Below are 26,409 nucleotides of genomic sequence, written 5' to 3'. Positions count from 1 at the left end.
AAGAGCAGCTGGCGGGTGCTGCGGTTCAGGCAGGAAGGATTGCTGCGACCTGGTTCCGGATCTCCAGAAGCAGTTCCTCTTCCGTGCGGGAGACGTTGGTTGAAGCAGCCATGCTCAGGAACATGATGGCCGAGATGACGTGCGCGAGCCTGGCTGCGGAATCAGCGGTGGTGCGGGCTTCCCGTTCCAGGACGGCGGCGATGGCGGCCTCGGTCCCCGCCGCGAGGGTGAGCGCGGCATGGTGATGGGGTTCGTCCGGGTCGCCGAAGACCATCTCGCGCAGGTAGGTGCGGCCGTTGTCGATCTGGGTCCGGTTGCATTCCACCACCGGGCGGACAACGGCCATGACGGCATCGAGGGGCACCGTAATTCCTGCCGCCTCCGCGGTTCCCCTGGCGAGGGCATCCGCGTAGGCCGAGTTCTGGACGAGCAGCAGCAGCTCACCTTTGCTCTTGGCATACAAAAACAGTGTGCCGGTGCCGATGTCCGCCCTGTCAGCGATTTGCTGGGTGGTGACGTCGTCGATACCGTGCTCGGCGAAGAGTTCGCGGGCTGCCGCCGTGATCCGGTCAAGTTTGGCCTGCTTGTTCCGTTCCCGCCGGCCGACGGGCTGGGAGGCAAGGTGCATGGCGGGGATTCCTCCGGGGCGGTCAAGGTCTTCAGCTGGTTTCGAGTGTAGTCAATGGGGACCCGCCGGGCGTCAGCGTCTGAGGAATTCGACGGCTTCGGGAATGAACTGTTGGTGGAACTGGAAGATCCCGCCGTGGCCGGAGTCCGGGTAGATGACCAGCTCTGATCCTGCGATGCGCCGGTGCAGGTCCTTGGAGAGGATGGAAGGAACCATGCGGTCATGGTCGCCGTTGGCGATCAGTGTCGGGTGGTTGATGGCCGACAGGTCTGCCGGCTCGGCGCGGCCCCAGTTCCTGATGGCTTTCAGCTGGGTCCGGAAGGCCTGGATCCGGACCGGCCGGTCACGTCCTGTGGTGCGCTCCCGGATGCGGGTGATGAATTCCTTCGCCGCCTGCTTGCCGGCGGCGCTGCGGTCGAAGAAGAGGAACTCCTTCGGATCTGCCCGGAACAGGGCGGCCCGCAGTACGTCGAAGTACGTGACCCCTTGCAACCTTGTCCATGCCTTTACCGCCCCGGGTCCGGTGCCGGCGAGGACGAGTTTCCGGACCAGGTCGGGGTGCTTTCCGATGAGGGCCTGGGCCACCATGCCACCGAGGGAGAATCCGAAGATGTCCACCTTCTCAAAGCCCAGGGCGCGGATGAAGTCGGCGGCGTCCTCGGCCATGGCCTCAACGCTGCCCGGCACCACGCCGGTGCTGGCCCCGATGCCGCGGTTGTTGAAGGTGACGACGTGGTGCTCCTTGGCCACGGCGTCGATGATCTGCGGGTCCCAGTTGTCAAGGTTGCCGGCGAGGTGGACGAAGAAGACCACGGGAACCCCGCCCTTCGGCCCCAGTTCGCGGTAGGCATAGCTGACGCCGCGGGTTGTGATGCTGCGGGTGGGTGCAGTCGCATAGGTGGATGCACCAGGGATGCTGGCGGCGCTCATGCCGTTTCTCCGGACCTGTGAAGGCCGACGGCTTCAGGCCGGGCGGTGGCGGAGGCATTACGCGGGGGATTGACCACAACGGCCTTGCCGCGCAAACCGCCGCTTCCCAGTGCCTGCAAGGCTTCCGGAGTCTGGGCGAAGGGAGTGGCGCGTCCGACGACGGGACGCAGCACGCCGTCGTCGACAAGCCTTGCGATGTGGCCCAGTTGCGCGCCGCTGGAGTGCATGAACAGGAATTCGTAGTGCACGCCGAGCCGGCGGGCCTGGCTGCGGATGCTCCGGCTCATGCCGGTGATGGCGAAGCGGAGTACCGGGTTGAGGCCCAGTTCCCGGGCGAACGCGGGGTCCGGCGGTCCTGCGATTCCGATTGCCTGGCCGCCGGGCTTGAGGATCCGGAGGGACTTTTGCAGGTTTGGCCCGCCGAGGCTGTCGAGGACCAGGTCGTAGCCGCTGAGGACCTGTTCGAAGTCCTCGTTGCGGTAGTCGATGACGACGTCGGCGCCCAGTCCGCGGAGGAAGTCCACGTTGGCGGCGCTGGCGGTGGTGGCCACCGCCGCTCCGAGGTGCTTCGCCAGCTGGATTGCCAGCGAGCCGACTCCTCCCGCGCCGGCGTGGATCAGGACCTTCTGCCCCCGCTGTACCTTGCCGCGTTCCACCAGGGCCTGCCACGCCGTCAAGGCCACCAGCGGAAGGGACCCTGCCTCGGCCATGCTGATCGTCGCGGGCTTCAGCGCCAGATCCGCTTCCGCCACGGCGATGCGCTCGGCAAAAGTGCCGATGCGGGCTTTGTCCGGCCTGGCAAAAACCTCATCGCCGGGCTTGAAGCCACGCACCTTCGTCCCGACCTGGAGGACTGTTCCTGCCAGGTCATGTCCGAGGACCAGCGGCAAAGCGTAGGGGAGGATCTGTTTGAACTCTCCGAGCCGGATCTTTTCGTCCAGCTGGTTAAGCCCGGCCGCCTCCACCCGGACCAGGACATCCTGCTCACCGACCACCGGCTCCGCGACCTCGGCCGGCTGCAAGCCGGACTTGTACTTATTGATGACAAACGCTTTCATTTCGAAGCGCCTTTCTTGTTGACTACACTCAATTATGAGTGTAGTCAGAAAACGCAAGGGTGATGATGCGCACTAGGGGAGCCGACAGGGAAGATCAGCAGCAGATGGTTTGATTGGTCGGTGCTTGGTCTTAGGCGTCTTGTGGTTCTTATCGTGTTTGCGGTCTCTGTCTCCACCGCATCCTTGTTCTGGTTGCGCGCGCACGCCGGTGTCGACGCGCGGCAGGCCTTTGCTCCGCCGCCCCGGGCGGGCGCCGAGTTCGAGGCGCTGTCTTCTGGGATGGCCACCGCCGTGAACGTCACCAGGAGCCCGGATGCCGAATGGCTCGTCCGGGCAGCCGGGCAGACCGGCATCCCCGAGCGTGCACTGCGCGCGTACGTTGCCGCGGCTGTAACCGTCAAGGATACCGTTCCGGCGTGCGGGCTCGGGTGGAACACTCTCGCGGCCGTCGGTTTCATCGAGACAGGACACGGAACGTACGGGGGCGGCGTCCTCACAGCCGACGGGGAAGTGAGCCGCCCGATCGTGGGCCCCGTGCTTGACGGCGCCGGATTCGCCGCGATCGCCGACACAGACGCTGGGACCCTGGACGGGGACGCCCGCTGGGACCGGGCCGTGGACCGATGCAATTCATCCCGTCCACCTGGCGCCTGGTGGCGCGCGACGGGAACGGAGACGGAGTGGCGGACCCGTCCAATATCGATGACGCCGCCCTGAGCGCGGCGCACTATTTGTGCGCCGACGGCCGGGACCTCACCACCTCGGAAGGATGGACCGGCGCCATCTACGCCTACAACCAGTCCGACACCTACATCCGCCAAGTGCGTGACCAGGCCACCACATATGCAGCGAAGGCAGGCAGCCGGGAGAAATGATGTACCTGCACGCCTGCCGGGACCGGGGGAGCGGCGCGGTGTGACAGGCGCCATAGTTCACCCTTCCGCCCGGAAGCAGCAGCGGACGCTAGCGTTGAAAGCCCCGCTGACCCAAAAGGACCATGAAGATCTCCCGCTTTGCCGCCAAATCCCTTGCCGCTGCCACTGCCGTTCTGCTGGCTTGCTCCCTTGCCGGATGTGATGTTGCGGCGAACGCGCTGGAGGCCATCGAATCCGCTCCCCGCGGCGCAGCCAGTTATCCCGCTCCGGCAGATCCGGCTGCTGCCGGCAACGCCCTCAACCAGCTGCAGACCATTCCGGTGAAGGGGCGCGCTCCGAAGACCGGCTATTCCCGTGAGGAGTTCGGTCCCGCCTGGGCTGACGTTGACCGGAACGGCTGCGACACCCGCAACGACATCCTGGCCCGGGACCTCACCGGCGAAACCTTCAAACCCGGCACCAACAACTGCGTCGTCGTCACCGGCACCCTGGCCGACAGGTACACCGGCACAATCATAGATTTCGTGCGCGGGCAGGACACCAGCTCCGCCGTCCAGATCGACCACCTCGTAGCACTCAGCGACGCCTGGCAGAAGGGCGCCCAGCAACTCACTGCTGAAGAGCGCAAGGACCTCGCCAACGACCCGCTGAACCTGATGGCCGCCGATGGACCCACCAATGGCGCCAAGGGTGACAAGGATGCTGCCACCTGGCTCCCGCCGAACAGGGCATTCCGGTGCGAGTACGTCGTCCGCCAGACGGCCGTGAAGGCCAAGTACAAACTGTGGGTGACGCAGGCTGAGCATGATGCGATCACCGGTGTCCTCAACGGCTGCCGGTAGGGGCACGAACACTGCAAAACACTTCGACCCTCATTATGCTCGGATCATGGCGGTTCAAGATTCTGCGGAAAATCCCACCAGGTCCATTAACCGGGAACTGAGTCAACGGCGCGGCTGGATACTGGTCATCGCCGTGGGGCTGGCCGTCCATATCCTGAGCATCGTGGTCGGTTTAAGGCCGGCGGGACCGCTCTGCGGCAGCCCGCTGCTGCCGGAAAGCCAGGCAGCTGAAATGGCCGATGCCCAGCTGCACATCACGGCGCTCGCGCCGGAGTGCTACCGGAACATCGACGCCGCGGCCGCGCCCGTCTGGATCCTCATGGCGTTCGGTGTTGGCCTGGTCCTGCTGGGAGTCGCCGTCAGGATCATCGGCATCCGCCGGTCCCTGGCCATGCCCGCAGCCTGAGGGGGCGCCCCCGCACGCGCGTCGCGTCGGAAGGCACCCCCTTGCAGAATTACTTGACGGCGCCCTGGGTCAGGCCGGACATGACCCACCGCTGCGTGAACAGGTAGACGACGATCGCGGGTGCCATCGCCATCAGGTACGAGGCGAACGCGACGTTGTAGCTGTTGCTGAACTGCGTCTGGAACATCTTCTGCAGTACGGGAATCGTCTGCAGTTCAGGGTCGGAAATAATCAGCGAGGGCATCATGAAGTCGTTCCACGATGCGATGAAGGCGAAGATTCCCACGGTCGCGCTCATGGGTCCGAGCAGCGGGAAGATCAGCCGCCAGAACACCTGCCACGTCCCGGCGCCGTCCATCCGCATGCTTTCCTCCAGCTCAAGCGGGATCGAGCGCAGGAACGCGGTGAACAGCATCGTGTTGAAGGCCAGGGCGAACACGATGTGCAGGATCGCGACGCCGAGCGGGTTGTCGAGTCCGGCCATGCCGGTGAGCTGGATCTGGGGGAGTGCCACCACCGGGAACGGAATGAACATCGCCGCCAGCAGGTAGAAGAACGACCAGCGGAACAGCCGGCGGTCCCAGTTGCGGACAATCGCATAGGCTGCGAGCGCCGATACCACGATCTCGCCGACGACAGCGGTGACGGAGATGAAGACAGAGATCATGAAGCCACGGGGAAAGTTCGTGAGCGTCCATGCCTGGATGAAACTGTCCAAAGTCAGGGGGCTCGGCAGGGAGAAGGCGTTGCCGTCCACCGCCTGGCCGGTGGTCTTGAGGGCCATGCTGACCGTGACGTACAGCGGCACAAGCACGGCGAGGGTGCACACGATCAGGACGGCGGTGGCGGGCCAGTTGGTGCGCTCGTGGCCGGTGCGGATGCGGCGCCTGGCGGAAGCCGCTGGTTGTGCGGGGATGGTGCGGGTCGCGTTGCTCATGCTGCGATCCCTCCTTTGCCACGGGTGAAGCGGAGTTGGATGAGTGCGATGGCGACGCTGATCAGGAAGAAGATCACGGCATTGGCCATCTGGTAGGCGTAGTCGCCGCCTTCGAAGCCGCGGAAGATCGCCATCGCTACGCTCCGGGTGGCGACCCCGGGGCCGCCGTCGGTAAGGCCGACGATGATGTCGTACGCGTTGAGGTAGTTCTTGAAGCCCAGGACCGTATTGATCACGGCGTACCCGGCCACGAGCGGCAAGGTGATGTGCCGCAGGTTGTGCCAGGGCGTTGCACCGTCGATGGAGCTCGCCTCGTACACCTCGGTGGGCACGGTCAGAAGGCCGGCGATGTAGATCAGCATCGCACTCGGAACCGATTGCCATGCCGTGACGAAGACGATCGCCAGCCACGCGAGGTCCGGGTTGGCGAGGATGCTGGTGGTGAGCGGTTCGATTCCCAGGCTCTGGCCTGCCAGCGGCAGTGAGTTTGAGAAGAGGTACTGGAAAACAAAGGCAATCACGATGCCGGAGATCACCATCGGGATGACGAAGACCGTCCGCAGCGCGGTGCGGAAGCGGACGCGGGACGTCAGGCCCAGGGCCAGCAGGAAGGCCAGGACGTTCACGACGACGACGGTCACGAGCGAAAAGGCGAGCGTGAATCCATAGGCCCCGAGGATCCCTTCATCGCGGAAGACAGCGATGAAGTTCCGGAAGCCGATGAAGTCGAAGTCGCCGAAGCCAACAGAGTTCGTGAAACTGTAGACGAAGCCGAGTACGGCAGGGAGTGTGACGGCGAGCGTAAAGATCGCCAGCGACGGCAACAGGAAAAGATAGTAGAGCGGGTCGACCCGGCTTTTGCGCACACGTGCCGGCTTGGCCGCTGGTTCAGCCGTCACCACCGGCCTGGTGGAAGGTCTCGTCATTGATGACATGGGGTGGTCCTCGTTTCGTGCATGGGTTCGGGATGCGCTCACGCGCGGAAGGCCAGGCGTGCCCAGTCGGCGTCCATGCGGCGGAGGGTGCCCTCAGCGTCCGCTCCGGAGACGATCGACTGGATGTAGTTCGCGGCGGGAATTGTGTTGGGGATGAACTGTGAGGCACCCATGTAGAAGCGGCCCTCGTCGTAGAACTTCTGCATGTCCACGATGCGGGGGTCGGTGACCGCCGGCGCGTCCTTGACCGTGCCGAACCCCAGGAACTGGGCGTTGTAAGGATTCTGGATCTCCGGCTGCATGAGGTACCGCAGGAAGGCGCGGGCTCCCTGCTGCCCGTTGGCCACCTCGGGGACCCAGAGCGAGAGGTCGATGTTGACCCGGACCTTGAGGTCCGCCGGGTCATCGGTCATCGGCAGCGGGAAGGTCCCGAGGTCGACGTCGGTGCCGGCCTTCTCAATTTCCCCGAAGGCCCACGGCCCCTGGAAGTACATCGCTGCCTGCCCCTGCGCCATGGCAGTATTGCCGTCACCGTACCCGCGGCTGGAGGCATCCTGATTGACGTACTTGGTCAGCTGGACCATGCGCTGCACCGGTTCCAGCATTGTCTTCTGGAACGAGACTTCGGAATCGGGTCCCACCTTCTCGCCTATCCCGTGCATCGACTTGTAGAACGCGCGCACGTCCACCATGCCGCCCACCGTGTAGTCGAACAGGCCCTGGGCGATGGTCCAGGGATCGCGGAAGGTCCCGTAAATGGGTGTGATCCCGGCAGCCTTGAGCCGCTCACACACCTCGATCAGTTCGTCCCACGTTGTGGGGACGGCGAGGCCGTTGTCCTGGAAAATGCGGCGGTTGTAGATGACGGACGCCGCCATCACCGAGTAGGGGATCACGCTGGTACGGCCTGCGTACGTGGGGTACCAGTTCGTCAGGTCGAGCACGTCCTCACGGATGGCTGCTGCCTCGGGCAGGTCGGAGAGGTCCGACAGTGCACCGCGCTCCATGAACCGGGCCATTTCAAGGTTGTAGTTGAGGCAGCCGAGGTCAGGCGGGCTGCTCCGGACGAATCCGGCGGAGAGGTTCGTTGCCATGTCATGCAGAACCCGGAACTGGTCCTGGGATGCGGTGAACTTTGCAGCCAGGTCACGGAAATAGGGCACCGCTTCCGGCTTTGACTGGTGGAAGGTGATGGTGGGCGGGGTGCCCGCCGCGCTGCATCCCGCCAGGCCGTAAGCGGCCAGCGCGCTTCCGGCTGCGGCAAGGAAAGTTCGTCGGGAGACGCGCGTCCCGGCGGACGTCAAGGGTGGCAACATTGGCTCCTGGTGGGTCTCGGAAGATTTATTTGGATCTTATATTTAGGACCTATACGAGGATGGGGGACGGAAGGGATATCGTCAAGGGATGAACGCGACCACGGCGAACTCCACGCAACTGTTACGCCAGATCAACTCGGAGGCGCTGTTGCGCTTTGCCCTGCAGGAGCAGGTGTTCACTGCGGGTGAGGCGATGGCTGAAACAGGCCTGACGCGTGCCACAGTGCTGGGAGTTTGTGACGGGCTGGTTGACGCGGGGTGGCTGGAGGAGGTCGACGACGGCGGCGACGCCGGCCGCGTCCTCAAGGGAAGGCCGGCGCGGCGGTACCGGCTGCGTGAAGCCGTGGGCGTGGTTGTGGGACTGGATGCCGGCGAAACCTCCTTCACAACCGTCGTCGCGGATCTGCGCGGACGGGAACTGGGCAGCCGCCGCGAGGGCCTTGATTCACATGCGCTGGGAGGTGCCGGCCGCTGCGCAAAGGCCCGGGAGCTGATCGGACTGACGCTCGCCGATGCCGGGCTCACCGCTGATGATGTGCTGCTCACGGTGATCGGCGTCCCCGCGCCCGTGGATGCCGGCGGAGCGTCTCCTGCCGAAGGGGAATTCTGGCAGCTGATGAACTGCGGATTCGCCCGGCACCTTCAGGGCAGGGTCGTCGTCGACAATGACGCCAATCTCGCCGCCATCGCCGAGCTGGCGCTGGAGCCCTCAGCCAACGTGGCAACCCTGTTGACGGGCGAACGGTTTGGTGCCGGCCTGATCGTCGATGGCCGCCTGCTGCGCGGGCCGCGGGGCGGCGCGGGCGAGATGCGGTTCCTGGACGCGTTCACCGATGACAAGTCCCTGCCCGAGGAAGGCAGCACCGACGGGTTCGGTGCACTCGCGCGGAAATGGGCCCGCTCGGGCATCAACTCATTCGAGGGCCGGACAACGCTGCGGGACATTCCGGAGGAGCAGATCAAGGCGGAGGACGTGTTCCAGGCAGCCCGCGAGGGCGATCCGCTGGGAAAGGACATCATCGCCCGGCTCGGCGCCCGGCTGGCGAAGATTGCGGTGGTCCTCTCCAGCCTCCTCGACATCGAGCGTGTGGTCATCGCCGGCGGGATCTCACGGGCCGTTGACCCCGTCCTGGAACATGCACGCAGCCTGCTCCCTTCCGATACCGGCGCCCCGCTCCCGGAGCTTGTGGCAAGCACGCTGGGAGCCGAAGCCGTCGTCCAGGGTGCCGTGGAGTCCGCACTGGCACGCATCAGGCAAGAACCCAGCGCCTTCCTTCCGCGGGCGGCCGCAGGCTGACACAGGCCGGCCCGGACAGCCACTGATTCGCCGGCTGACCCGTCCGAATGGCGCCCCGGAACCCGCTGAGAGCCTCCTCTCGCTACGCAATTAGGGGGAATTGTTGATTGACTTTCACTGTCAACATGAGGATGCTCAATCTTACAAATTGACTGCAGCATCACCTGTTCTGATCGGGTAGCCATGGGCAATGACGACTATGGAATTTTTGAGCTGGACCTCATGCGCTCCTGGCAGCTCCGCCAGGACGGGGAAGTCGTTCACGTTGCTGCACGCCAGCAGCGGCTGATCGCCGCACTCGCGGTCCGCGGTGCCAGCCTCCGGAACCTCCTCGCCGGCATGCTGTGGCCCGAATATCCGGATGACAAGGCCCTGGAAAGCCTTCGGGTGACAGTACACCTGGTCACACGGCAACTGCCCGGCCTGCTCGTCAAAGACGGAGCCTTATTGTCCCTGCATTCCGGGGTTGTGGTGGACCTTCACAAGATCCGGGCCGTCCTGAAGGCAGCAGGCCTTCCCGGCGGGGACATGGTGGCAGCCAACCTCCAGGAGCTGCGCGACCTGGAATTCCTGCCCGGCTGGTATGAGGACTGGGTACTGTTCGAGCAGGGGCGCCTGCGGCACGACCAGCTCCGAGCCCTGACACTCCTTGCCGGTGGCTTTTCCGGCCGGGGTGACCACGGGGCGGCTGCGGAAGCGGCGGCCGCCGCACTCCATATCGAACCGCTGTACGAGAGCGCGGTCCGGTTCCTGGTGGCGGCGGAACTCGCCCAGGGCAACCTCGCATCCGCGCTGGTGGCGTACGAGAAGTACCACGACCAGCTGCTGCAGGACATGGGCGTTGAACCCTCCGGGGCGCTGAAGCACCTGATCAGCGAGGCAGTAAAACCCCAGGCCCACGGAGCCAAGGACCATCTAGTTCCCGCCTGGGGCAGCGGCCTGGGACAACAGCCACTGCTGCACAATGTGTAGGACCCGGTCCGGGTCGGCGGCGGACACTGTGGTTTGATCACGGCTGTGGGCAGGACCGTAGGTGATCCTTGCCCGGAATGCGGGGGACTGCCCGCCGTGTTCGTGCCAGGTACGGATCACCAGGGTGCCGGCGTCCGAAACGTCGTGCATTGCTTCCTGCCCGCCGGCAGGTTCTTCCCCCGCATCGTCCGATCGCATCGTCTCCCCCAACTCTCCGCCGGGACCAGGCCCGTTCAAGGTGACGGTTTGACTGCCGGCAACCCGTCCCGCCGGCTGCGGTGCTGCCTGGATTGGCAGGGCACTGAGCCGGTCAGCTCTCATCCTGCCCCCAGAACAACCCGTAGTCCGCTTCCTTTAGCAAAGATTCGGACAAACTTGAGCAACACGCCGCGGCAATTGCCGGCGGCGTGCAAGGGCCGGTCCGGCGGTGGGGAGTGGGCTTCACCAATACATCAGGGCCGTCTGCCCGGACTCACCTGCCCAGTAGAGCCTAACCCGAACCACGTAATGCCGTCCCTGGAACAGCTTGGCCGAAACACGGGAGTTGCGGTCCTCGCCGCTGTCGTCGTCCCCGGCGACAAAGCGGAGCTCGCCGTCGACATTCTCGAACAGCACCAGCACGGTATCGGCGGTCCCAAAGGTGGCAATCTCGTAGGTCCGTGAGGCCGAGGGCTCCAGGGCGAAGTCGGCCTGCTCCGCGGGGCTCAGGGACAGCGGGACGGACTTGAACGGGTCGAGGACGGGGAGTTCGGGTTTGATGGCAGGAAAGAACTTGAGCACCCATTCCTTGTCCGCTTCGGACAGGCCGCCCGGGGGATTCAGGCCCGCCTGGAACCTGGCCGGTTCCTTGATGAGCCCGGCGGGGAACCAGTATTCCATCACCGAGTCGGGGTCCCATGAGGAACCTTCAACCTCGGTGGCGTCGATCTTCCGCAGCACATTGTGCAGCGTCTGCTCCGGCGGCCAGTGGTTCGGTGCTCCGCCAAAATATTCGTAGACCCGGGGCTCGTCCCAGACAATGCCCGCGAACGGGTTCTGGTGCTCGTGGGGCATTCCCAGCGTGTGGCCGATTTCGTGCAGCGCCGTCGTCCGGCCGTACTCGTCAGTGAGGTCCCAGCCGAAGTTCATGGTTGGTTCCGTGGCGTTGATTTCCAGGACGTCGCGCCCCACATAGGACCAGGACCCGTCGCTTTGGTCAAAGGCGATCCGGACCTCGGCCTCGCTCCTGTCCGCCACCTCCGTAAACTCCAGGCCGATGCCCAGTGCCTTCCATTCCTGGAAGGCCTTCCGCACTGCCTCCTTTTGCGGGGCCGGTCCCTGCAAGAACCAGTAGTGGAGCACCGTCCCGTTCACCCATTTCCCCCGCAACCGGCGGATGAGGCGTTCCCTGCCGGGTGCGAGGTCGGGACGAAGCAGGGGACGGCTTTGCGGCTTGGTGTCGCAGTGCGGCCGGACAGTCTCTGCGGTCATGATGTGCGCTCCTTTGCTGGGGCCGGGACACGCCCGGGGAACCGCCGCCCCCGGCAACGGACACCGGGACGGTCTCCATCCAGTAGAGCGCGGCACCGTTACTGCCGCATTACTGCACCCGGGATACCGCCTGGGCGCACCGGTGCCGGTAACGCCGTCGTAACGGCCCGCGTGCTCCAATGCCCGCAGCCGTGCGGATCGTGGACATGATGCGGCGGATGTGAACCTCGGAAAGGGGACAGGACGTGGATACACCAGGTGGGGACGGCAGGCTGCCCATCATCTATGTCCGCGGCTTCGCCGGGAACGGGGGCGCCATCAACAGCGCGGTGGACGACCCGTTCTACGGCTTCAGCCAGGGATCAGTCCATGTCCGGTCGGACAGCAGCGGCAGGGCGCAGTTCCACCAGTTCGAATCGCCCATGCTGCGGCTCATTTCGGACCACAAATACGAGGTTCCGGTCCACGGGGACCAGTGGGCGTTCCTGCAGGGCGTGGACACCAGGTCCGTCAATCCCGCCTCGGTGTGGATCCACCGGTTCTACGACGACTCCGCAGACACCTTTGACCAGGACCCGGAGAGCTTCTCCTTTGAAACGGCCGCCCGGGACCTGTTCAAGCTCATCAAGCTGGTGCTCGACAGGACCGGAGCCCCCAAGGTCTTCCTGGTGGCGCACTCCATGGGCGGGCTGGTGTGCAGGTCCCTCCTGCAGCGTGTGATTCCGGAGGAACTGGCGGCCACCGACGGAACGATTGATCCTGCCGCCGGCGCGAAGTATGTCGCCAGGGTCTTCACCTACGCCACACCCCATGGCGGCATCAACTTCGCGGTCGGGTTCGGACTGCTGGAGCGGATCAGGGATGCCACCGGCATCCACGGCGCTGACATCTTCGGGCCTGACCGCATGTATGACTACCTCACCCCAGCAGCCCGCCGGCGGACACTGCGGCGCGAGAGCTTCAAAGGCACCGAAATGCCCGACGACGGGTTCCCGGTTTCGGAGCTCTTCTGCCTGGTCGGTTCGAACCCCGAGGACTACGACGTGGCGCTTGGACTGTCCTCCCGGGCTGTGGGCCCCCGCAGCGACGGGCTGGTCCAGATCGACAATGCCGCCGTCCGGGGTGCCCCCCTGGCCATTGTCCACCGCAGCCACAGCGGCCGGTACGGCATCGTCAACTCGGAAGAGGGCTACCAGAACCTCCAGCGGTTCCTCTTCGGGGACCTGAAAATCCAGATTGAGCTGGTGGGCTTCACCGTCGGCAGGGACGCGCCGGACGAGGTGGAGTTCCAGCTGGATGTCGGGGTGGCCATCCGCGGGCTGCCCGTCCTGGTCCATGAGCAGAGCGCCGCGCATTTCTGTCCCGTGCAGATCGAGCGCTGGCGGGAAGGCGACCCCATAGATTCGCCCAAGCCGCTGCTCACCACGTTTCTCTCGTCCCAGGCGCCCGTCCCCTGGTGGGCGGACGGGTGGTCCCCAGGCTCCGGCATGCGCTGAAGCTGCGGCTGCTGTCCATCGCCGAGAAGCAGGGCCGCCTGTTCTTCGACGACCACATGGAGCAGACGGAAGACTGGCAGGACACGCTGGTGGTGGACATCGAACCACCGTCTGCCGGCCAACCCCTGCCGAAGGCCTGGGCGGCGTGGAACAGCACCATCCCCACTGCCCTGCGCGACTGGAACCCCGAGGAGAAGGACCGGCTGCGTGACCGCGACGGTGCACCCAACAGGTGGAGCGGCCGCATTGAAGTTCCGGACGTGATGAAGCCGCTGCTCGGCGAAAACGCCGGCCTGCAGATCAGCGTGACCCCGCGGGTGCTGCCCCTCTAGCGGGCTGCAGTCACCACCGGATGTCGGCGAGGCTTTCCAGTGGCGCCCGGTCACCGGCTGCCCGCAGCGACGTCCGGCCGTCATCGTCGCGCAGCGGATCCGCAAAGCGCAGGGAGGTGCGTTCCTCCAACTCCGAAATCCCCACCTGGAAGGCGCGGAACTCGTTGAGGTCCAGGGCTTCCAGGGGATTCAGGTTCTGCGTGAGGAGGAACGCGGCGCTGCGGAGCGCGCCCCGCTCCAGGTAGGCGAGGACTTTCCAGTACTCGCGCGGCAGCGGCACCCCCCGGTACTCCCGGTCGTTGTCCCGGAAGATGGGTCCGCCGAATGCCGTGACCTTAAGGTCCTGGACGTCGACGTCGGAAAAGACGGCCTCCTCCAGCCGTCCCCAGATGCCGTTCTTGCCGCTTTGGTTGAAGTCGTCCATCTGCGGCGCGATGTTGGTGAAGAAGAACGAATCGTCGTTTGCCCTTTTCGCCTCGGGCAGCGGACCCCAGAGCAGGTCGGCCCGGCGGGCGATGTGCCCGCGGTCCAGGCGGTTGCCGTTGTACAGCTCGTCGCCGTTCTGGAACTCCTCCGGTATCCGGGAGTCCTTGATGAACGCGCTGCCCTGGCGGCTCAACCTCTTGATGCTGCCGCCGTCGATATTCCAGGCAACCCAGCGGGCAAACCGGCGGGACTTACTGACAGCCAGGGAGAAGTGGGTATAGGGGATGACGGCGGAACCGTTGAGCTCGACAGTGTCGTCCAGCAGGCCGGCATCGATGGAAGGCGGCTCCAGTTCGGTGCCCAGAAACGCTGGATCGTACCCGCGGCTCTGGACATCCTGCTGCTCACCCATGCCGCGGACTCTAGTTCCAGGGACGTTATCCGGGCGTTACAGCGCTCGCCGGGAGACGCGCCGCTGACACTGGGTGCGGGCACCAGGCTGTTCGACGGCGTCCCGCCCCTGAACCTGGAACAGCTGACGTCCCGCGGGGCGAGCCAGGTCACCCACGTGACCTACCGGGTGCTGCCGGCACAACCCGTCTGACTCCGCAGCGCCGCCAGCGCGTCGGCCAGGGTCATGCGCAGTGCCGGGCCGTGCCCGGGCAGGATGACCGAGGCGTCGATGCCGTCCAGGCCGCGGACGGCAGCCTCTGCTTCCCCTGGGTCACTGTGGTACATCCTGTGCAGCATCTGCGGGCCTGTCCAGGTGCTCAGCGGGTGGCCGCTGACAAATGAATCACCCACCGCCACGGCTCCTGCGGACCGAAGAAGGATGGCCGCATTGCCCGGCGTGTGCCCAGGCAGCAGGACCGGCTCGGGGGAGCCGGGAAGTGCCCGGAGCGTTGCGGCGTCCCATGCCCGTGCCTGCGCTGCCGGAGTGGCCGCCAGGGCCCCGGATTGCAGGACGTGGACCATCCAGCGGAAGGCGCGCGGACGCCAGGCCCGGCGGAGGACCTGGCCGACCGTGACCTGGTGCTTTTCCTTCCCCTGGACATGGGCCAGTTCCTCCGGCGCGCTCAGGACGGGGGTGCCGTAGGCCTCGGAAAAGTGGGCGGCGGAGCCCGTATGGTCCACATGGCCGTGCGTGACCAGGAGGGCGCGGGCGTCCGCCGGGTCCAGGCCCAGGTGGCGGACTGATGCCAGGACCAGTGGAAGGTCGGACGGGTAGCCGCTGTCGATAAGGATGAAGCCGGCATGGTCGCGGACCACTATCCAGTTGGAGGCCGGTCCTTCCACGAAATGGACGCCGGGTGCCTGCTCAGACACCCGTGAACGCGGATCCCACTCCGTAGACTGCTGCACGCGTTTCATCCTAGCGGCGGGGCCGCAGACCGCCTGGCCTCCGGAACGCCTGCTACTGCATAACGGCAGCGACGGCGCTGATCTCCACCAGCGCGCCGGGCACACCAAGGCCGCTGACGAACGCCGCCGTCACCAGGGCAGGTTCCGCCGAGGCGAGCTTCGCCGCGATGGCCCCGTACCCGGCGGCGATATCCGCACCTTCCACGAAGAGCACCGTCCACTGCACGACGTCCGCCAGCGTGGCCCCGGCAGCGGCGAGCGCGGTTTGGGCGTTCTCGAGGGCCTGCTCCGACTGGGCGGCCACGTCACCCTCGCCAATTAGTGCGCCGGCGGCATCGACGGCGTTCTGGCCGCCAACATAGATGGTGGTCGCACCGGGCGGCACGACGGCGACGTGGCTGAACGCTGGACTTGAGACGAGGCCCTCGGGCCGGAGACGCTGGATGGATGCCATGGCTGTATGATCCCACCGCGCACCGCCGCTGGCGAGGCTGCTCCGCCAGCGGCGGTGCGGGGCGGAAGGAATTATGGGAGTTTGCTCGATCTCCCGGCACGGCCGGGCTTACCGTAGAGGGGTGAGTGACCGTCCCGATATTTTTACCGTCGGTGAGCTGCGCGCCGCCGGCCATGTCCACAAGGACCTGCGGCATGAAATCCGCGACAACCTGCTCGCGGCGCTCGCCGCCGGCCGGGACCCGTGGCCCGGGCTGTTCGGATTCAGCCGGACCGTCCTGCCCAGCTGGAGCGGGCCCTGATCGCCGGTCACGATGTTGTCCTGCTCGGCGAACGGGGACAGGGCAAGACCCGCCTGCTCCGCACCCTGGCCGGGCTGCTGGATGAGTGGTCGCCGGTCATCGAGGAGTCCGAGCTCAACGAACACCCGTACCATCCCATCACGGAGCAGTCCCGTGCCCGGGCACTCACCGAGGGGGACCGGCTGCGCGTGGCATGGCGCCACCGCTCTGAACGCTACGTGGAAAAGCTGGCGACGCCGGACACCTCCGTCGCGGACCTCATCGGCGACGTCGACCCCATGCGCGTTGCCGAGGGGCGCCGGCTCGGGGACCCGGAGACCATTCACTACGGCCTGGTCCCGCGCTCCAACCGGGGCATCATCGCCATCAATGAGCTGCCCGACCTTGCCGAGCGGATCCAGGTGGCGATGCTCAACGTCATGGAGGAGCGCGATATCCAGATCCGCGGTTACTTGCTGCGCCTGCCCCTGGATGTGCTGGTGGTCGCCTCGGCCAACCCGGAGGACTACACCAACCGCGGCCGGATCATCACCCCGTTGAAGGACCGCTTCGGCGCCGAGATCCGCACCCATTACCCGATCGAGCTGGAGGACGAGGTGGCCGTCATCCGGCAGGAGGGCCGGCTGGTGGCGGACGTCCCGCCCGTCATCCTGGAGATCCTGGCCCGCTATACCCGGGCACTGCGGCAGTCCCCGGCCATCAACCAGACGTCCGGGGTGTCCGCCCGGTTCGCGATCGCCGGTGCCGAGACCGTGGCTGCGGCCGCCCTGCGCCGGGCCAGCGTGCGCGGCGAGGAGCAGGCGGTGGCCAGGATCATCGACCTGGAACCCGCAGCGGAGGTCCTCACCGGAAAGATCGAATTCGAGTCGGGTGAGGAAGGCCGGGAACAGGGCGTCCTCGACCACCTGCTGCGAACGGCTACAGCCGAAGCCGTGCGCGCCCATTTCCAGGGCATCGACATGGGTCCACTGGTGGCGGCCCTGGACGGCCACACCACCGTGACCACGGGCGACCAGGTCACCGCCCGGGAATTCCTCCAGAACCTGCCCTCACTCAACGGGTCGGGCCTCTACGACGAAATCACCCGGCGCCTGGGTGCGGAGAACGACGGCCAGCGGGCGGCCGCCGTCGAACTCGCCCTGGAGGGGCTCTACCTTGCCCGCCGGATCTCCAAGGAGTCCGACGACGAGGCAACGGTCTACGGCTAGCCACAGGAGGCATCATGGTGCTGCACCACCGGTCCCGGTACGGCAGGTACGCCGGAGGGCCGGACCCGCTCGCCCCGCCGGTGGACCTGTCGGAGGCCCTGGAGGCGGTGGCCGAGGACGTCATGGCCGGGTACTCGCCGCGGCACGCCCTCGAGGAGTTCCTGCGCCGCGGCGGCCGGAACCGGGACGGCCTGGACCAGCTCGCTGCCCGCGTCCAGCAGCGCCGGAAGGACCTGCTGGGGCGGCACCGGCTGGACGGCACGCTCGACGAGGTGCGCAAGCTGCTGGACACCGCCGTGCTGGAGGAGCGCAAGCAGCTCGCCCGCGACGCGCTGATGGACAACACGGACCGCGCCTTCCGCGAAATGCAGCTGCAGAACCTGCCGGCCTCCACGGCCGCCGCCGTCAATGAACTGGCGTCCTACGACTGGCAGTCCGGTTCCGCCAGGGAAGCCTACGAACGGATCAAGGACCTGCTGGGCCGGGAAGTCCTTGACCAGCGCTTCGCAGGGATGAAGCAGGCGCTTGAGAACGCCACCGACGAGGACCGCGAGGCAGTGAACGGGATGCTGCGCGACCTCAACGGCCTGCTGGACAAGCACCGCCGCGGCGAGGATACCGACGCGGACTTCAGGGAGTTCATGGCCCGGCACGGATCCTTCTTCCCGGAGAATCCGCAGTCCGTCGAGGAACTGATCGACGCCCTGGCCACAAGGGCGGCAGCGGCCCAGCGGCTCCTGCAGTCCATGTCACCCGAACAGCGCGAAGAGCTGATGCGGCTGTCCGCCCAGGCGTTCGGGTCACCAGAACTGATGGCACAGCTGGACCAGCTGGACTCCAGCCTGCGGGCCCTCCGGCCGGGCGAGGACTGGAGCGGGTCTGAGCGCTTCGAGGGCCAGGAAGGGCTCGGGCTGGGCGACGGCACCGGTGTGCTGCAGGACGTTGCCGAACTCGACAGCCTGGCCGAACAGCTCTCCCAGTCCTACAACGGCTCCGCGCTGGATGACCTGGACCTGGACGCCCTGGCCCGCCAGCTGGGCAGGACGCCGCCGTCACCGCGCGGACCCTTGCGGAGATCGAGCGGGCAATGCGCGACGGCGGCTACCTGCGCCGGGGTGCCGACGGGGACCTCCGGCTGTCGCCGCAGGCAATGCGCAGGCTGGGAAAGTCGCTGCTGCGGGACACCGCGAAGCAGCTCTCCGGCCGGCAGGGCCGGCGCGAAACGCGTGCCGCGGGCGCGGCCGGCGACCAGACCGGCTCCAGCCGGCAGTGGGAGTTCGGGGACGCCGGGCCGTGGGACGTCACCCGCACCATGACCAACGCCATCCGGCGCACGGTCGCCGAGGGCCGGGATCCGGGCCGCGGCTTCCGCCTGGGGGTGGGGGACATCGAGGTCACGGAGACTGAAGCACGGACGCAGGCCGCCGTCGTCCTGCTGGTGGACGTGTCCTTCTCGATGGCGGCCGAGGGCCGCTGGGTGCCGATGAAGCGCACCGCACTCGCGCTGCACCACCTCGTCTCCACGCGGTTCCGCGGTGACCGGCTGCAGCTGGTGACCTTCGGCCGGTACGCGCAGTCCATGGACATTGCCCAGCTCACCGCCCTGCCGGCGCTGCGTGAGCAGGGAACGAACCTCCACCACGGCCTGTTGCTGGCCGGCCGCTTCTTCCGGCAGCACCCGTCCATGCAGCATGTCCTCCTGGTGGTCACGGACGGTGAGCCCACCGCGCACCTGCTGGCCGACGGCGATTCCTGGTTCAACTGGCCGCCGGACCGGGAGACCATCCGCGCCACGGTCACCGAACTGGACCGCCTGGGACGCGCCGGCGTGCAGGCGACGTTCTTCCGCCTCGGCGACGATCCGGGGCTCGAACGGTTCATCCAGCGCCTGGCACGCCGGATCGACGGCCGGGTGGTGGCACCCGACGTCGGCGGGCTGGGGGCCGCCGTGGTGGGAGAGTACCTCCGCGCCCACGTGCGCAGCTCCTACGGCGGCTCCGACTGGGATCTTTCAGATCTGTCCTTCGGCGCCCAGGCCCGCCCCGGCCAGGAGCTCGGTCAGCCAGGGCCGGTGCCCGCGGCGGAACGTAACCCCCTCCGGTAGGCCCTGCACGGTGGGCTCGGACCCGACGATGTCGATGGTCATCCTCCCGCCGGCTATGGGCGCATTGGTGATGTGCAGATTACCGTAGGACTCCGGCAGGACCGGGTCCATCCAGAAGCCGCCCCGGGACACGTGCGCGTCATACCGCATGAGGCTGGTGATCAGCATGATTGGTGTGGTCGCCGCCCAGGCCTGGGTGAGCAGGCCGTGGGGTACGGCACTGGCTCGGCAACCTGGTCGCGGCTGAATCCGCAGAAGAGTTCCGGCAGCCGGCCGTTCGAAAACTCCGCCGCTTCCAGCAGCGCCGTGGATATCCGCTGGGCCTCCGCCACGAGGCCGTAGCGCATCAGGCCGGCTGCGATGATGGCGTTGTCGTGCGGCCAGACCGACCCGTTGTGGTAGCTGGCAGGGTTGTAGGCGCCCATGTCCGTGGCCAGGGTCCGGACGCCCCAGCCGCTGAACATCTCCGGGGACATCAGCCGTTCGGCCACCAGCGGAGCTTTGTCGTCGTCGATAATGCCGTGCCACAGGCATTGCCCCATGTTCGATGCGCAGGCGTCCACGGGCCGCTTCCGCCCATCCAGGGCGACGGCGTAGTAGCCCCGCTCCGGAAGCCAGAACTCCTCGTTGAACTTCTTCTTCAGCCGCGCCGCTTCCGCGGTGAGCTCCGCCGCCAGGGGCGCGTCCCCGGCGTCGTACGCCATCCAGGCCCTGGAGAGCAGTGCCGTGTAAACCAGCGCCTGGACTTCGCAGAGGGCGATGGGAGGCTCGGCCATGGTGCCGTCCGCAAAGTTGATCCCGTCCAGGAGTCCTTCCAGCCCTGGTTGATCAACCCCTGGTCATTGAGCCGGGAGTACTCGACGAAGCCGTCGCCGTCCTTGTCCCCGTAGTTCCTGATCCAGTCCAGCGCCCGGTCCGCGTTGGGCAGGAGTGAGGCGATGGTGTCCTTGGCGAAGCCCCAGCGGCTGACGGAGCCGAGCGCCATCAGGAACTGGGGCGTGGCATCGACGCTGCCGTAGTAGACCGACTTGCCGCCCAGTGCCAATCCGCTGGAAACGCCCAGCCTGACCTCATGCAGGATCTTCCCGGGTTCCTCCTCGCTCATCGGATCCACCACCTTGCCCTGGCGGTCCGCCAGGGTCTGCAGCGTGCCAAGCGCCAGGGACGGGTCAACCGCCAGGGCCATTTCCGAGGCCCACAGGGAGTCCCGTCCGAACAGTGTCATGAACCAGGGGGCGCCTGCTGCCACGACGATCCGTTCCGGATGCGCCGGGTCCTCGATCCGCAGGGCTCCGAGATCGTCGTAGCTGCGCCGCAAGGTCCGTTCGATGGAGCGGTTCGTCATGTGGAGGCGGGGGATCTTGGCTACCCATTCCTGGCGCCGGCGGTCGCTCGGCGACATCCCGTGCGCGGCGGGGCGGACGGGCGGGGCCGAGGGCGCGCCGTCGGCACCGGCCGGGGTGACGCTGAGCAGCGTGTTCCACTGGCCGCGCGCCGGGACCACCGCCGTGAAGGTGAGGGCCCGTGCAGTGGCGGCGGCACCGTGCCCGCTGATGAGGACAGTTTTCCGGACGTCGTTCCACGAGGAGCTGACCGTCAGGCATTCTCCCTCCGGGGCGCGGGATTCCTCCCACCGGCGCTGGACCCGTGCCTCCTTGACCTCGAACAGGTCCGCGAAGTCCGATTCCACCTCCACGGACACGCTGCACTCCGACGGGTCCGATGAGTAGTTCCTGATAGTGATTTCCTCGACGATGCCGGCGGCCACCTCCCGGAGCCGCTCGACGATGAGGGGGCTGTCCGCATAGCCGTCGGACCGGGGGACACGGCCGATGAAGAGGGCGCGGTACGGTTCCTTCGTCTCGGCCGTCAGCGGCTCGAGCGGCTGCCCGTTCACCGTCAGGTTCCAGCGGGACAGGATGCGGGTGTCCTCGTGGAAGGCGCCGTGGGGATGCTCCGGGTGGATATCCCCGTTGGCGGAAGAGATACAAAATGATGAACCCTCAACCAGGGTGACGGTTCCTGCCCCCACAGGCCCGGCAGCTGTGTCCGCATTCCATCCGGCCATGGGATGACGCTACGCCTCGCGCGGCCCGGATAAAAGGGGTTTGGCCTTGAACCTCAACCCGCCCGGGCATAGCCTGTCCCCGCACGGCAGATGCCGATCGGATCGGGGAGGCGGCCATGGGCGGAACACCGGCGGAGACGCCGCAGGCAAGCGTGATGGTGGACCTGATTATCTCGCTGGACGGTTATGCCTCGGCAGAGGGGTGGCCCGGGTGGTGGGGGCTGGAGGGCCCGGAGTACCTCGCGTGGCTGGACCAGGAAGCGGAGCGGAACTACACCTTCCTCCTCGGGGCCAACACGTACCGGCTGATGTCCGGCATGTCGGACGAGGCAGCGGCCGGCGGCTCCGGATTCTCGGAAGAGGAGGGTGCCTCGCTGACAGGGCTTGCCGCGGTTCCCAAGGTGGTCTTTTCCTCCACGCTCCAGGAGCCGCTGACCTGGCCGAACTCCGAACTGGTCCGCGGTGACGCGGTTGAGGCGGTCCGGACGATGAAGCTGTCAGGTGATCGGCCGATGAGCACGCTGGGCAGCCTCAGCCTCTGCCGGTCGCTACTGGCGGCGGGCCTGGTGGACCGCTTCCGGCTGGTGGTGTTCCCGGTGATCACCGGGCGTACAGGGCGGGAACGCATCTACGACGGCTATCCCGACGTCGCACTCCAGCTGGTGCACAGCAGGACCTTCGACGGCCGGCTCCAGCTTCTCGAATACATTCCCACCGTTCTGGACGGCCCGCCGGGCGCCAGCCGGACGTGACGGGAGCGGCGGTCAATCCGGTTGGCTGGCGGGGGTGTCGTGGGAGCCTGCCCACTCGCTGGCATCATCGGCGTTCGATCGCGGCGGGATGCGTCTGTTTCCGCAGGTCAGAAGCATTGACAGGGCATGCTGCCAGGCGCACGCTGGAAGCGCAGTCGATGGGGTGCGGCGGGCGGCGGCGTCCATGCCGCACCGTCCTGCCGCGTCCCGCAACCCGGACCCCGCCCCGGTTTCCGGACGAACAGCAGCACACTCTCCGCCAGGAGGAACAGAAAATGACCGCAGTAACCGTCAAAGCCCTTGAATCAAAGTCCTTCGACGAGCCCGACGAAAAGCGCCGGCCGCCCAAGACCCAGGTTGATGTGGTCACCCTTGGAGACACCACTCTGGCGAGGATGACCTTCGAACCCGGCTGGCGCTGGTCGGAAACGGTAAAGACGGTGGTCCACACCGACAGCTGCCAGGTCAACCATCTGGGCTTTTGCACGGCGGGGACCCTGACAGTGGAAATGGAGGACGGCACCCGGGCCACTGTCACGGCCGGGGGCGCCTATTCGATCCCTGCCGGCCATGATGCCTGGGTGGAGGGCGACGAGACGTTCGTGGGCTACGAGCTCATGAGCGCAGCCACCTACGCCAAGCCTGCCTGAACATCAGGCTGCGTGCGCATCCGCGGCGGACAGGACCTCATCCAGGATGGCCAGGCCCGCCGCGGCGTCGCCGTCGTCGATATTCAGCGGGGGAGCGACGTGCAGCCTGTTGCCCAGGACCAGCGGCAGCAGGCCCCGCTCCAGGCACGCCTTCACCACGGCGGCCATCGGCGCAGTCGCCGCGCCGGTGGCGCCCGGCGGCACCAGCGGTTCCCGGGTCACCCGGTCACGCACCAGCTCCAGGCTCCAGAGCCCGCCGATGCCGCGCACGTCCCCGACAACCCGGTGCCTGTCGGCGAGCTCCCCTAGGCCGGGCCCCAGCACCTCGGAACCGAGGCGGGCAGCGGCCGCGATGGTGTCCTCGTCCCGCATCGCGGAGATGGCGCCCACGGCAGCCGCGCAGGCCAGCGGGTGTCCGCTGTATGTCAGTCCTGCCGGGTAGGGGCGGGTGGTGAACAGCTCGTAAACGGCATCGGAGACCAGGACGCCGCCCAAGGGCACGTATCCGGAGTTGACTCCCTTCGCGAACGCCATCAGGTCCGGCGCCACGCCGGCATGATCCACGCCGAACCAGGCTCCCGTGCGGCCGAAACCGGCCATCACCTCGTCCGCAATGTAGATAATGCCGTGCCGGTCACAGAGCTCGCGGAGCCCGCGCAGGTATCCGGGCGGGGGCACGATGACGCCAGAGCTGCCCGTCACCGATTCCAGGACCAGTGCGGCGATGGTGCCCGGGCCCTCGAGGAGGATCACCTGTTCCAGATGGGCCAGGGCGCGCTCACATTCTTCCTCCTGCGTCGCCGATCCAAAGGCCGACCGGTACAGGAATGGTCCAAAGAAGTGCACAGCGCCGGCCGCCCCGGTATCCGAGGCCCAGCGGCGGGGGTCGCCCGTAAGGTGGATCGAGGTTGTCGTCGAGCCGTGGTACGAGCGGTAGGCGGCGAGCACTTTGGGCCGCCCGGTGAAGAGCCGCGCCATCCGCACCGCGTGCTCGATGGCCTCCGTGCCGCTGCTGGTGAAAAGGACATGGCCCAGGCCCTCCGGGGCCACCTCCACGATCAGGCGCGCCGCTTCGCCCCGGACATCGGACGCCCAGCCGGGTGCCAGCGTGCAGAGCCGGTCCGCCTGCTCCCTGATCGCCGCTACGATGCGCGGATGCTGGTGGCCGAGGTTGGTGAACACCAGCTGCGAGCCGAAGTCCAGGTACCGCCGTCCGCCGTCGTCGACGACGTGGCTTCCGGAACCCCCGACCAGCGTCGGCACGTCACGCGGCCCCTGCATTGCCCAGGGATGGAACACCAGGTCGTCGAGATTCATGCCACCCTCCGTTGCGCTCGCATCAGGTCCCGTACCCACCTTGCTTGCATCCTATGCCTGCCAACAGCAGACCGGCGCAGGCAACTGCAATCCCCGGCAGATCCGTGGCAGGATGCAGGTATGCCGGACCGTCTCATGCTGCTGGACACTGCCTCCCTGTATTTCCGTGCCTTCTTCGGCATGCCGGACACGGTCCGCCGGCCCGACGGAACACCTGTCAACGCTGTCCGCGGGTTGCTCGACATGATCTCCAGGCTGGCCACCGACTACCGGCCCACCCACCTTGTGGCCTGCTGGGATGACGACTGGCGTCCCCAGTGGCGCGTGGACCTCATCCCGACCTACAAGTCGCACCGGGTGGCCGAGGTCATGGCTGACGCCCCGGACATCGAAGTGGTCCCGGACGCGCTCGAGGCCCAGCTGCCCTTGATCCGCGACGTGCTCGGCCTTGCCGGCCTCGCGATCGTGGGTGCCGCCGGGCATGAGGCCGATGACGTGGTGGGGACGTACGCGAGCCATGCAGCCTTCCCGGTGGACGTCGTCACCGGCGACCGCGACCTCTTCCAGGTGTGCGACGACGGGCGGCAGGTCCGCGTCATCTACACCGCCCGCGGGATGCGGAACCTCGAGGTGGTCACCGAGGAAACGGTGGTGGCCAAATACCGGGTGCTGCCGCAGCAGTACGCCGACTACGCCACCCTGCGCGGTGACGCTTCCGACGGGTTGCCTGGCGTCGCCGGAATCGGGGAGAAGACGGCGGCGTCCCTGCTCCTGAAGTACGGCACCCTCGAGGGGCTGCTGGAGGCGGCGGAGGACGATGCCAGCGGACTGGCCGGCCCGGTCCGGGCCAAGCTCGCCGCTGCCGCCGACTACCTCAAAGTAGCCCCGCCGTCGTAAGGCTGGTTCGGAACCTGGAACTGCCAGGCCTTGAGGAGACCGGCGCGCGCCTGCGGCCGGTGACCGGGAACCAGCGTGCGGAACTCGAGCGGCTGGCGACGGACTGGAACCTGGGCGGTTCGGTGCGGCGCCTCCTCGATGCGCTGGACCGGAGGGCGTAAAAGCGCCACATTCGGGGTGTAACACTGGCCGGCGTGTGACGGCCGGTGTCGTGCAATGACCCGCCGTGACGGCGCGTTGCGGGAGGCGTCGGAGCATTGCGGGGGCGCTTGATCAGGGCGCCGGGCCTTTGGTTTGGTGAGGTGACGATCCAAGTGAGAGGGCACGCCCATGACATTCACCTCCGACCTGGCACCCCGCCGGCTGCGCGACATTTTTGGCACCTTTGCCACAGGACTGACGGTCATCACAGGCTCCACGGGGAATGGGCCTGCCGGGTTCACCTGCCAGTCCTTCGCCTCCCTGTCCCTGGAACCTGCTTTGGTGACGTTCAGCCCCGCGAGGACATCGAGCACCTGGCCGGTGCTGCGGGAGGCCGGCTCCTTCACCGTCAATATCCTTCCCGCGGAGCACCAGCACCTGGCCGGGCAGTTCGCCCGGTCCGGCTCAGACAAATTCGCCGGAGTCAGCCACACCACCTCGCCGCTGGGCAACCCTGTCCTCGATGACGCCCTGGCGTGGATCGACTGCGAGCTGCACGCCGAATACGACGGCGGCGACCACACCATCGTCGTGGCCGCCGTGCGGCACCTCAGCGCCCGCCAGGATGCCGAGCCGCTGCTGTTCTTCAAGGGGCGGTATGCGGGACTGGTGCCGGCAGGGCAGCTCCTCGAGGCTGCCGGCTGAAGTTCCCGGAGGGAAAGAAGCTGCCTGGCCCTTCTTGCACCTCCCGCATCAGGTAGTAAGCTTGCTGAGCATTACTAGTAAGCTTGCTGATGAATCGGATGACGGAAGCAGGAGTAATGGGCACAGTGTTTGCGGTTGCCTTGTCAATCACGCTGACGGCCGGGGGAGCCGCGGTGGCAGCGGGCGCCCCTTTCGGCGGCGCAGCAGGCCTGGGCGGCCAGTACCTGGCCGGGCACGTCCTGCTGGGCGTGGGGCTCGGCCACCTGGCGGCGATGCTGGTGCGCTCCGGCCTCCGCAGGCTTGTCCGCCGGGTCCGCGCCCGCGCCGCTTCGGTCCCGGCCGAGACGATTCCCGCTTCCACAGTCCAGGCACCCGAGGCCGCCGGCGTTCGGCTCGCCACTGTCTCAGTCCTGCCGGCCAGGCCCGCAGCCGTTTCACCCCTCCGGGGCCGGCATGCCGCCTGACCTCCAGCCGGCCGGGCAGCATGTTCTGCAGGCAACGGCGCGGCCAGTCAAAGCCAGGCCAGCAAA

23 protein-coding genes and 4 pseudogenes are annotated in these 26,409 nt (G+C 67.0%); 15 read left to right on the top strand and 12 right to left on the bottom strand.

Annotated features, from left to right (window positions below; translation table 11 throughout):
* Nucleotides 1-25: 25 nt before the first annotated feature.
* The 3 genes from ACPEE0_RS10570 to ACPEE0_RS10560 all read right to left on the bottom strand — a co-directional run bounded on the left by ACPEE0_RS10570 (nt 26) and on the right by ACPEE0_RS10560 (nt 2,616).
* Nucleotides 26-628, bottom strand: a complete 603-nt coding sequence (locus ACPEE0_RS10570) for a TetR/AcrR family transcriptional regulator (protein ID WP_009359139.1) — start codon at nt 626-628, stop codon at nt 26-28.
* Nucleotides 629-700: 72 nt separating this feature from the next.
* The gene (locus ACPEE0_RS10565) at nt 701-1,558 is read right to left on the bottom strand and encodes an alpha/beta fold hydrolase (protein WP_424574466.1); all 858 of its coding nucleotides are present in this window, start codon (nt 1,556-1,558) and stop codon (nt 701-703) included.
* Nucleotides 1,555-2,616 carry an NADP-dependent oxidoreductase gene (locus tag ACPEE0_RS10560; RefSeq protein WP_009359138.1) on the bottom strand — a complete coding sequence of 354 codons (1,062 nt, stop codon included), beginning with the start codon at nt 2,614-2,616 and terminating at the stop codon, nt 1,555-1,557. Before ACPEE0_RS10560 ends, ACPEE0_RS10565 begins: the two co-directional genes overlap by 4 nt.
* 153 nt (nt 2,617-2,769) lie before the next feature.
* Here ACPEE0_RS10560 and ACPEE0_RS10555 point away from each other — a divergent pair, with 153 nt between their 5' ends.
* The 4 genes from ACPEE0_RS10555 to ACPEE0_RS10540 all read left to right on the top strand — a co-directional run bounded on the left by ACPEE0_RS10555 (nt 2,770) and on the right by ACPEE0_RS10540 (nt 4,739).
* Complete coding sequence (locus tag ACPEE0_RS10555; RefSeq protein ID WP_424575334.1) at nt 2,770-3,333, top strand: hypothetical protein; 564 nt, start codon at nt 2,770-2,772, stop codon at nt 3,331-3,333.
* Entirely contained in the window at nt 3,240-3,491 is a 252-nt protein-coding gene (locus tag ACPEE0_RS10550) for a lytic transglycosylase domain-containing protein (protein ID WP_424574465.1), read from the top strand. The genes ACPEE0_RS10555 and ACPEE0_RS10550 overlap by 94 nt, the downstream gene beginning before the upstream one ends.
* Before the next feature lie 122 nt (nt 3,492-3,613).
* On the top strand, nt 3,614-4,333 hold the full coding sequence (locus ACPEE0_RS10545; RefSeq protein ID WP_354176962.1) for an HNH endonuclease family protein: 720 nt from the start codon (nt 3,614-3,616) through the stop codon (nt 4,331-4,333).
* A 46-nt stretch (nt 4,334-4,379) separates the two neighbouring features.
* Complete coding sequence (locus ACPEE0_RS10540) at nt 4,380-4,739, top strand: hypothetical protein (RefSeq protein WP_354176960.1); 360 nt, start codon at nt 4,380-4,382, stop codon at nt 4,737-4,739.
* 49 nt (nt 4,740-4,788) lie between these two features.
* Here the strand turns inward: ACPEE0_RS10540 and ACPEE0_RS10535 are convergent, their stop codons facing one another.
* From ACPEE0_RS10535 to ACPEE0_RS10525, 3 genes are read right to left on the bottom strand one after another with little or no spacing between them, the layout of a single operon-like run.
* A complete protein-coding gene (locus tag ACPEE0_RS10535; RefSeq protein WP_009359134.1) occupies nt 4,789-5,676 on the bottom strand; it encodes a carbohydrate ABC transporter permease in 888 nt (295 codons plus the stop codon).
* Entirely contained in the window at nt 5,673-6,611 is a 939-nt protein-coding gene (locus ACPEE0_RS10530; RefSeq protein ID WP_354176958.1) for a carbohydrate ABC transporter permease, read from the bottom strand. Before ACPEE0_RS10530 ends, ACPEE0_RS10535 begins: the two co-directional genes overlap by 4 nt.
* A 38-nt stretch (nt 6,612-6,649) precedes the next feature.
* Nucleotides 6,650-7,927 carry an ABC transporter substrate-binding protein gene (locus tag ACPEE0_RS10525; protein WP_200859192.1) on the bottom strand — a complete coding sequence of 426 codons (1,278 nt, stop codon included), beginning with the start codon at nt 7,925-7,927 and terminating at the stop codon, nt 6,650-6,652.
* An 88-nt stretch (nt 7,928-8,015) separates the two neighbouring features.
* On the opposite strand from ACPEE0_RS10525, the gene ACPEE0_RS10520 reads away from it, so the two are divergent.
* Entirely contained in the window at nt 8,016-9,224 is a 1,209-nt protein-coding gene (locus ACPEE0_RS10520; RefSeq protein WP_354176956.1) for an ROK family transcriptional regulator, read from the top strand.
* A gap of 183 nt (nt 9,225-9,407) precedes the next feature.
* Nucleotides 9,408-10,196, top strand: coding sequence for an AfsR/SARP family transcriptional regulator (locus tag ACPEE0_RS10515; protein WP_009359130.1), 789 nt, complete (start codon nt 9,408-9,410; stop codon nt 10,194-10,196).
* Between the two features lie 441 nt (nt 10,197-10,637).
* On the opposite strand, the gene ACPEE0_RS10510 is transcribed toward ACPEE0_RS10515, so the two are convergent.
* Complete coding sequence (locus ACPEE0_RS10510; protein ID WP_009359129.1) at nt 10,638-11,666, bottom strand: M12 family metallopeptidase; 1,029 nt, start codon at nt 11,664-11,666, stop codon at nt 10,638-10,640.
* A gap of 245 nt (nt 11,667-11,911) precedes the next feature.
* On the opposite strand from ACPEE0_RS10510, the gene ACPEE0_RS10505 reads away from it, so the two are divergent.
* The gene (locus ACPEE0_RS10505; RefSeq protein ID WP_424574464.1) at nt 11,912-13,162 is read left to right on the top strand and encodes an esterase/lipase family protein; all 1,251 of its coding nucleotides are present in this window, start codon (nt 11,912-11,914) and stop codon (nt 13,160-13,162) included.
* On the top strand, nt 13,135-13,494 hold the full coding sequence (locus ACPEE0_RS10500; protein WP_424574463.1) for a hypothetical protein: 360 nt from the start codon (nt 13,135-13,137) through the stop codon (nt 13,492-13,494). Before ACPEE0_RS10505 ends, ACPEE0_RS10500 begins: the two co-directional genes overlap by 28 nt.
* Before the next feature lie 10 nt (nt 13,495-13,504).
* Here ACPEE0_RS10500 and ACPEE0_RS10495 read toward each other — a convergent pair whose 3' ends face one another.
* The 3 genes from ACPEE0_RS10495 to ACPEE0_RS10485 all read right to left on the bottom strand — a co-directional run bounded on the left by ACPEE0_RS10495 (nt 13,505) and on the right by ACPEE0_RS10485 (nt 15,736).
* Complete coding sequence (locus ACPEE0_RS10495) at nt 13,505-14,332, bottom strand: DNA/RNA non-specific endonuclease (protein WP_009359127.1); 828 nt, start codon at nt 14,330-14,332, stop codon at nt 13,505-13,507.
* A 161-nt stretch (nt 14,333-14,493) separates the two neighbouring features.
* Nucleotides 14,494-15,291 (bottom strand): MBL fold metallo-hydrolase, encoded by a 798-nt coding sequence (locus ACPEE0_RS10490; protein ID WP_052014171.1) that lies wholly within the window; start codon nt 15,289-15,291, stop codon nt 14,494-14,496.
* A 43-nt stretch (nt 15,292-15,334) separates the two neighbouring features.
* On the bottom strand, nt 15,335-15,736 hold the full coding sequence (locus tag ACPEE0_RS10485; protein WP_009359125.1) for a RidA family protein: 402 nt from the start codon (nt 15,734-15,736) through the stop codon (nt 15,335-15,337).
* 121 nt (nt 15,737-15,857) lie between these two features.
* Between ACPEE0_RS10485 and ACPEE0_RS10480 the strand changes: the two are divergent.
* Together ACPEE0_RS10480 and ACPEE0_RS10475 are read left to right on the top strand one after the other, a co-directional pair.
* Nucleotides 15,858-17,245 (top strand): annotated as a pseudogene (locus tag ACPEE0_RS10480) (sigma 54-interacting transcriptional regulator).
* Nucleotides 17,246-17,259: 14 nt separating this feature from the next.
* Nucleotides 17,260-19,250: pseudogene (locus tag ACPEE0_RS10475) on the top strand (vWA domain-containing protein); the annotation flags it as partial.
* Between the two features lie 6 nt (nt 19,251-19,256).
* Here ACPEE0_RS10475 and ACPEE0_RS10470 read toward each other — a convergent pair.
* Nucleotides 19,257-21,417: pseudogene (locus ACPEE0_RS10470) on the bottom strand (glycogen debranching N-terminal domain-containing protein).
* A 116-nt stretch (nt 21,418-21,533) separates the two neighbouring features.
* Between ACPEE0_RS10470 and ACPEE0_RS10465 the strand changes: the two are divergent.
* Nucleotides 21,534-22,169: a dihydrofolate reductase family protein gene (locus ACPEE0_RS10465; protein WP_009357616.1), complete on the top strand. Its 636-nt coding sequence runs from the start codon at nt 21,534-21,536 to the stop codon at nt 22,167-22,169.
* Between the two features lie 275 nt (nt 22,170-22,444).
* Entirely contained in the window at nt 22,445-22,819 is a 375-nt protein-coding gene (locus ACPEE0_RS10460) for a cupin domain-containing protein (protein ID WP_133346879.1), read from the top strand.
* Between the two features lie 3 nt (nt 22,820-22,822).
* On the opposite strand, the gene ACPEE0_RS10455 is transcribed toward ACPEE0_RS10460, so the two are convergent.
* Nucleotides 22,823-24,136 (bottom strand): aspartate aminotransferase family protein, encoded by a 1,314-nt coding sequence (locus ACPEE0_RS10455; protein ID WP_009357617.1) that lies wholly within the window; start codon nt 24,134-24,136, stop codon nt 22,823-22,825.
* Nucleotides 24,137-24,256: 120 nt separating this feature from the next.
* Here ACPEE0_RS10455 and ACPEE0_RS10450 point away from each other — a divergent pair.
* From ACPEE0_RS10450 to ACPEE0_RS10440, 3 genes and pseudogenes are all read left to right on the top strand, one after another.
* Nucleotides 24,257-25,194, top strand: a pseudogene (locus tag ACPEE0_RS10450) (5'-3' exonuclease).
* 169 nt (nt 25,195-25,363) lie between these two features.
* On the top strand, nt 25,364-25,879 hold the full coding sequence (locus ACPEE0_RS10445; RefSeq protein WP_009357619.1) for a flavin reductase family protein: 516 nt from the start codon (nt 25,364-25,366) through the stop codon (nt 25,877-25,879).
* A gap of 116 nt (nt 25,880-25,995) precedes the next feature.
* Nucleotides 25,996-26,343: a hypothetical protein gene (locus ACPEE0_RS10440; protein WP_424574462.1), complete on the top strand. Its 348-nt coding sequence runs from the start codon at nt 25,996-25,998 to the stop codon at nt 26,341-26,343.
* Nucleotides 26,344-26,409 lie beyond the last annotated feature (66 nt).

Origin of the sequence: Arthrobacter sp. SD76 (assembly GCF_049726125.1) — a bacterium.
Taxonomy (GTDB): Bacteria; Actinomycetota; Actinomycetes; order Actinomycetales; family Micrococcaceae; genus Arthrobacter; species Arthrobacter nitrophenolicus.
The sequence above is the reverse complement of the archived record's forward strand: the minus strand, read 5'-3'. Positions and strand labels throughout refer to the sequence as shown.

Coding starts and splice junctions, on each gene's coding strand:
- ACPEE0_RS10520 (WP_354176956.1), top strand. CDS start 8,016: ATGAACGCGACCACGGCGAACTCCACGCAACTGTTACGCCAGATCAAC.
- ACPEE0_RS10565 (WP_424574466.1), bottom strand. CDS start 1,558: ATGAGCGCCGCCAGCATCCCTGGTGCATCCACCTATGCGACTGCACCC.
- ACPEE0_RS10440 (WP_424574462.1), top strand. CDS start 25,996: ATGGGCACAGTGTTTGCGGTTGCCTTGTCAATCACGCTGACGGCCGGG.
- ACPEE0_RS10560 (WP_009359138.1), bottom strand. CDS start 2,616: ATGAAAGCGTTTGTCATCAATAAGTACAAGTCCGGCTTGCAGCCGGCC.
- ACPEE0_RS10460 (WP_133346879.1), top strand. CDS start 22,445: ATGACCGCAGTAACCGTCAAAGCCCTTGAATCAAAGTCCTTCGACGAG.
- ACPEE0_RS10495 (WP_009359127.1), bottom strand. CDS start 14,332: ATGGGTGAGCAGCAGGATGTCCAGAGCCGCGGGTACGATCCAGCGTTT.
- ACPEE0_RS10570 (WP_009359139.1), bottom strand. CDS start 628: ATGCACCTTGCCTCCCAGCCCGTCGGCCGGCGGGAACGGAACAAGCAG.
- ACPEE0_RS10525 (WP_200859192.1), bottom strand. CDS start 7,927: ATGTTGCCACCCTTGACGTCCGCCGGGACGCGCGTCTCCCGACGAACT.
- ACPEE0_RS10490 (WP_052014171.1), bottom strand. CDS start 15,291: ATGAAACGCGTGCAGCAGTCTACGGAGTGGGATCCGCGTTCACGGGTG.
- ACPEE0_RS10530 (WP_354176958.1), bottom strand. CDS start 6,611: ATGTCATCAATGACGAGACCTTCCACCAGGCCGGTGGTGACGGCTGAA.
- ACPEE0_RS10515 (WP_009359130.1), top strand. CDS start 9,408: ATGGGCAATGACGACTATGGAATTTTTGAGCTGGACCTCATGCGCTCC.
- ACPEE0_RS10510 (WP_009359129.1), bottom strand. CDS start 11,666: ATGACCGCAGAGACTGTCCGGCCGCACTGCGACACCAAGCCGCAAAGC.
- ACPEE0_RS10550 (WP_424574465.1), top strand. CDS start 3,240: ATGCAATTCATCCCGTCCACCTGGCGCCTGGTGGCGCGCGACGGGAAC.
- ACPEE0_RS10465 (WP_009357616.1), top strand. CDS start 21,534: ATGGGCGGAACACCGGCGGAGACGCCGCAGGCAAGCGTGATGGTGGAC.
- ACPEE0_RS10455 (WP_009357617.1), bottom strand. CDS start 24,136: ATGAATCTCGACGACCTGGTGTTCCATCCCTGGGCAATGCAGGGGCCG.
- ACPEE0_RS10445 (WP_009357619.1), top strand. CDS start 25,364: ATGACATTCACCTCCGACCTGGCACCCCGCCGGCTGCGCGACATTTTT.
- ACPEE0_RS10535 (WP_009359134.1), bottom strand. CDS start 5,676: ATGAGCAACGCGACCCGCACCATCCCCGCACAACCAGCGGCTTCCGCC.
- ACPEE0_RS10540 (WP_354176960.1), top strand. CDS start 4,380: ATGGCGGTTCAAGATTCTGCGGAAAATCCCACCAGGTCCATTAACCGG.
- ACPEE0_RS10545 (WP_354176962.1), top strand. CDS start 3,614: ATGAAGATCTCCCGCTTTGCCGCCAAATCCCTTGCCGCTGCCACTGCC.
- ACPEE0_RS10485 (WP_009359125.1), bottom strand. CDS start 15,736: ATGGCATCCATCCAGCGTCTCCGGCCCGAGGGCCTCGTCTCAAGTCCA.